Below are 2897 nucleotides of genomic sequence, written 5' to 3'. Positions count from 1 at the left end.
ACTTCCTCGCCGACTTCGACGCGCGCGGGCGCGTCGTGCGCGACGGCAGCGACCTGCCGCGCCTCGGCCGCGCGCAGAAGATCGACACCCTCGCCCGGGCCTTCGGCATCCGGCCCCTGGCGTAGGCCTGTCCGGCTCGGTCGGGCCACCCCGGTCCTGGCGGGCCACCCCGGTCCTGTCGGGCTGCCCCGGTCCTCGAGTCGCTGCGCCCGGTTCGAGCCACTGCCCTCCAGCGCAGCAGCGGGCCGGGTCCGCCCCGGCCGGCGGCGCCGATCGCGTAGACCGCGAACGTGGCGATCACCGCGCCCAGGAGCGCGCACCACACGGTGCCGCTGAGCGAGGTGACCCCGAGCGCCGCGATCACCTGATCGACCGACAGGCCCTTCGACCCGATCGCGAGGCTGAGCACGCCGCACACCAGGAGCGCGGCGACGGCGACGGCGAAGCCGAGCGCTCGCCGCCGGCGCGTGGCGGCGAGCGCCCGGCCCGCCTCGACGGTCGCCGGCGGTGCGGGCGTCGTGGTCGACATCGTCTCGGCGTCAGAGCCCGTGGGCCTCGAGGGCGGCCTCGTACTCGTCCTCGACCTCTTCCTGATCGCGCGTCTCGTCGGCCCACATCGCGCTGAGCTGCTCGCGCACGCCGTCGGGCAGCGCCTCGTAGCGCGCCATCCACTGCTCGGCGTTCGCGGTCCAGTAGCCGACGACCTTGTAGGCGGATGCCGGGAGCTTCAGCTCGTGCCGCAGGTAGCGGCGCACGCCGCGGGTGACCTTCGTCTCGCCCGCGACCCACACGTACCCGGGATCCTTCGGGAACTCGCTCGCCCGCACGATCTCCTCGACGCGGCTCGGGGCATGGCCGTTGCCGCCGTGCACCCACGTGAGCTCGACGCCGGCGGGCAGCTCCACCTCCTGCTCGTCGCGGTCGTCGGAGACCTCGAGCACGACGCGCGTGCGGACGCCCTCGAGCGCCTGCTCGGCCAGCCGCAGCGCGGCGGGGAGCCCGGTGGCGTCGGCCACGAGGAGCTGCCAGCGGATGCCGCCGGCGGGCGCGTACAGTCCGCGCGGCGTGTTCACGCCCACGACGTGACCGGGCTGCGCGCCCAGCGCCCACGTCGCGGCGACGCCGCCCTCGTGCACGACGAAGTCGATCGTGAGGAGTCCGGTCGCGGCATCCCACGCCCGCACCGTGTAGGTGCGCACCTCGCACGGCTCGACGCCGTCGGGGAACTCCCAGTAGCCGTCGGCGCTGGGCACCGGCAGCTGCGGCTCGTCGTGACCGGTCTTCGGGAGGAACAGGCGGAGGTACTCGTCGCCGACGCCGCTGGAGACGAAGCCCTCGAGCCCAGGCCCCGCGAAGACGATGCGGACCATCCCCGGCGTGAGGCGGCGCACGTCGACGACCTGCACGCGGTGGACGAGGTTGACGGCGGCGCGGCTCATCCGAGGAGCGCCTTCCGCACGACCTCGAGCAGACCCTCCTGGCCGCTCGGCGACCCGTAGCTCATCTCGTAGTCGTCGCCGTCCGCGGTGCCGGCGCCGGTGGACGCGCAGGCGGGCAGGAGGAGTGTGATCGCGGCGACGGCGAGCGCAGTGCGGAGTGCGCGGGGGCGAGAGGTCTTCATGAAGCCTTTGATGCGGGGGAACGAGCAAAGCATAGCTAAGGCTAGCCTAAGCTAGCTCGGGCGGCCACCGTCTCCCGTCCCCCCGGCGCCGTGCGCTCGGTGCTCGGCCGCCGCGTGCCCCTCACCCTGGCGATCGCCGGCCTCGTCGGGCACCAGCTCGCCGGGGCACTGGTGCCCGTGCTCATCGACGTCGTCATCGACGAGGCGATCGCCCCAGGCGACCCGCGCGTGCGGTCCGAGGGGCGCGCCTGACCCGACGGCATCCGCTCCGCCCCGTCAGCGGCGCGGCGCCGCCGCCTACCTCGCGGGGAGGAGGCGCGGCACGAGCCGGACGTAGACGATCATGCCGACGAGCTCGACGAGCGTCTGCGTCACCACGACCGCGGGGGTGAGCGCGAGCGACGCGGGCAGGGCGAGGGCGAGCGGCAGCACGACCAGCGAGTTGCGCGTGGCTCCGCTGAAGGTGAGGGCACGGGCGCCCGCGACGTCGAGGCGCGCGACGCGCGCGGCGACGACGCCGACCCCGGCCATGACGACGAGGAAGCCCGCGTAGAGCGGCACGACCGCCGCCACCGCGCCGATCCGGTCGACGACGAGGCGCGCCTGCGAGGCCACCACGAGGAACAGCACGACCATCATGAGCGGCACCATCGAGGCCTCGCCGGCCGCAGCGACCGCGCGGACCGACGGCGTCCGTCGCATCGCCGCCTGCGTGAGCGCCGCGGCGGCCAGCGGCAGCACGATGAGCACGACGAACGCGGTGACGAACGGGCCGGCGTCGACGACCGCGAGCGTGGCCGGTCCCGCGAACAGGACGAGATAGCCGGGCAGCAGCACCAGCTGCGCGATCATGAGCAGCGGCGTCGCGGCCAGCAGCCGCTCGCGGGCCCCGCCGGCGAGGGCCGTGAACACGATGACGTAGTCGACGCACGGCGTCAGGAGCACGAGCAGCACGCCCACCAGCAGTGCGTCGTCGTGCGCCACGAAGCGCGAGAGCCCGAGCACGACGAGCGGGACGACGACGAAGTTCACCGCGAGCAGGGCGAGCAGGAAGCGGCCGTCGCGGAACGCGCGGGCCAGGCGCGTGAGCGGGATGCCGAGGAACGTGACGTACAGGAGGAGCGCGATCGCCGCGTTGATCCCGAGCTCGAGACGCTCCGCGCCCGGGACGAGCGCGCCGACGGCGAACCCGGTCGCGATCGCGCCGAGGTAGAGCGCGACCTGGTGGCGCTCCAGCGCCGCACGGACGGAGCCGTGGGCCGTGGCATCCCGGTCC

General features: G+C 74.5%; 4 protein-coding genes and 1 pseudogene. 2 read left to right on the top strand and 3 right to left on the bottom strand.

The genetic code is table 11. The features are described from left to right. Positions 1-125: pseudogene (locus WML84_RS14470) on the top strand (CoA ester lyase); the annotation flags it as partial. A gap of 414 nt (positions 126-539) precedes the next feature. On the opposite strand, the gene WML84_RS14465 reads toward WML84_RS14470, so the two are convergent. Continuing rightward, a complete protein-coding gene (locus tag WML84_RS14465) occupies positions 540-1439 on the bottom strand; it encodes a siderophore-interacting protein (protein WP_347346839.1) in 900 nt (299 codons plus the stop codon). Continuing rightward, positions 1436-1621, bottom strand: coding sequence for a hypothetical protein (locus WML84_RS14460; protein WP_347346838.1), 186 nt, complete (start codon positions 1619-1621; stop codon positions 1436-1438). The genes WML84_RS14465 and WML84_RS14460 overlap by 4 nt, the downstream gene beginning before the upstream one ends. A 90-nt stretch (positions 1622-1711) precedes the next feature. On the opposite strand from WML84_RS14460, the gene WML84_RS14455 reads away from it, so the two are divergent. Continuing rightward, on the top strand, positions 1712-1873 hold the full coding sequence (locus tag WML84_RS14455; protein ID WP_347346837.1) for a hypothetical protein: 162 nt from the start codon (positions 1712-1714) through the stop codon (positions 1871-1873). 45 nt (positions 1874-1918) lie between these two features. Here WML84_RS14455 and WML84_RS14450 read toward each other — a convergent pair whose 3' ends face one another. Next, the gene (locus WML84_RS14450; protein ID WP_347346840.1) at positions 1919-2857 is read right to left on the bottom strand and encodes a bile acid:sodium symporter; all 939 of its coding nucleotides are present in this window, start codon (positions 2855-2857) and stop codon (positions 1919-1921) included. Between the last annotated feature and the right edge of the window lie 40 nt (positions 2858-2897).

It is taken from the genome of Microbacterium sp. (assembly GCF_039812165.1).
Lineage (GTDB): Bacteria > Actinomycetota > Actinomycetes > Actinomycetales > Microbacteriaceae > Microbacterium.
The sequence above is the reverse complement of the archived record's forward strand: the minus strand, read 5'-3'. Positions and strand labels throughout refer to the sequence as shown.

What these genes read in the sequence shown, in the direction of transcription:
- WML84_RS14460 (WP_347346838.1), bottom strand. Translation starts at nt 1,621, where the DNA reads ATGAAGACCTCTCGCCCCCGCGCACTCCGCACTGCGCTCGCCGTCGCC.
- WML84_RS14465 (WP_347346839.1), bottom strand. Translation starts at nt 1,439, where the DNA reads ATGAGCCGCGCCGCCGTCAACCTCGTCCACCGCGTGCAGGTCGTCGAC.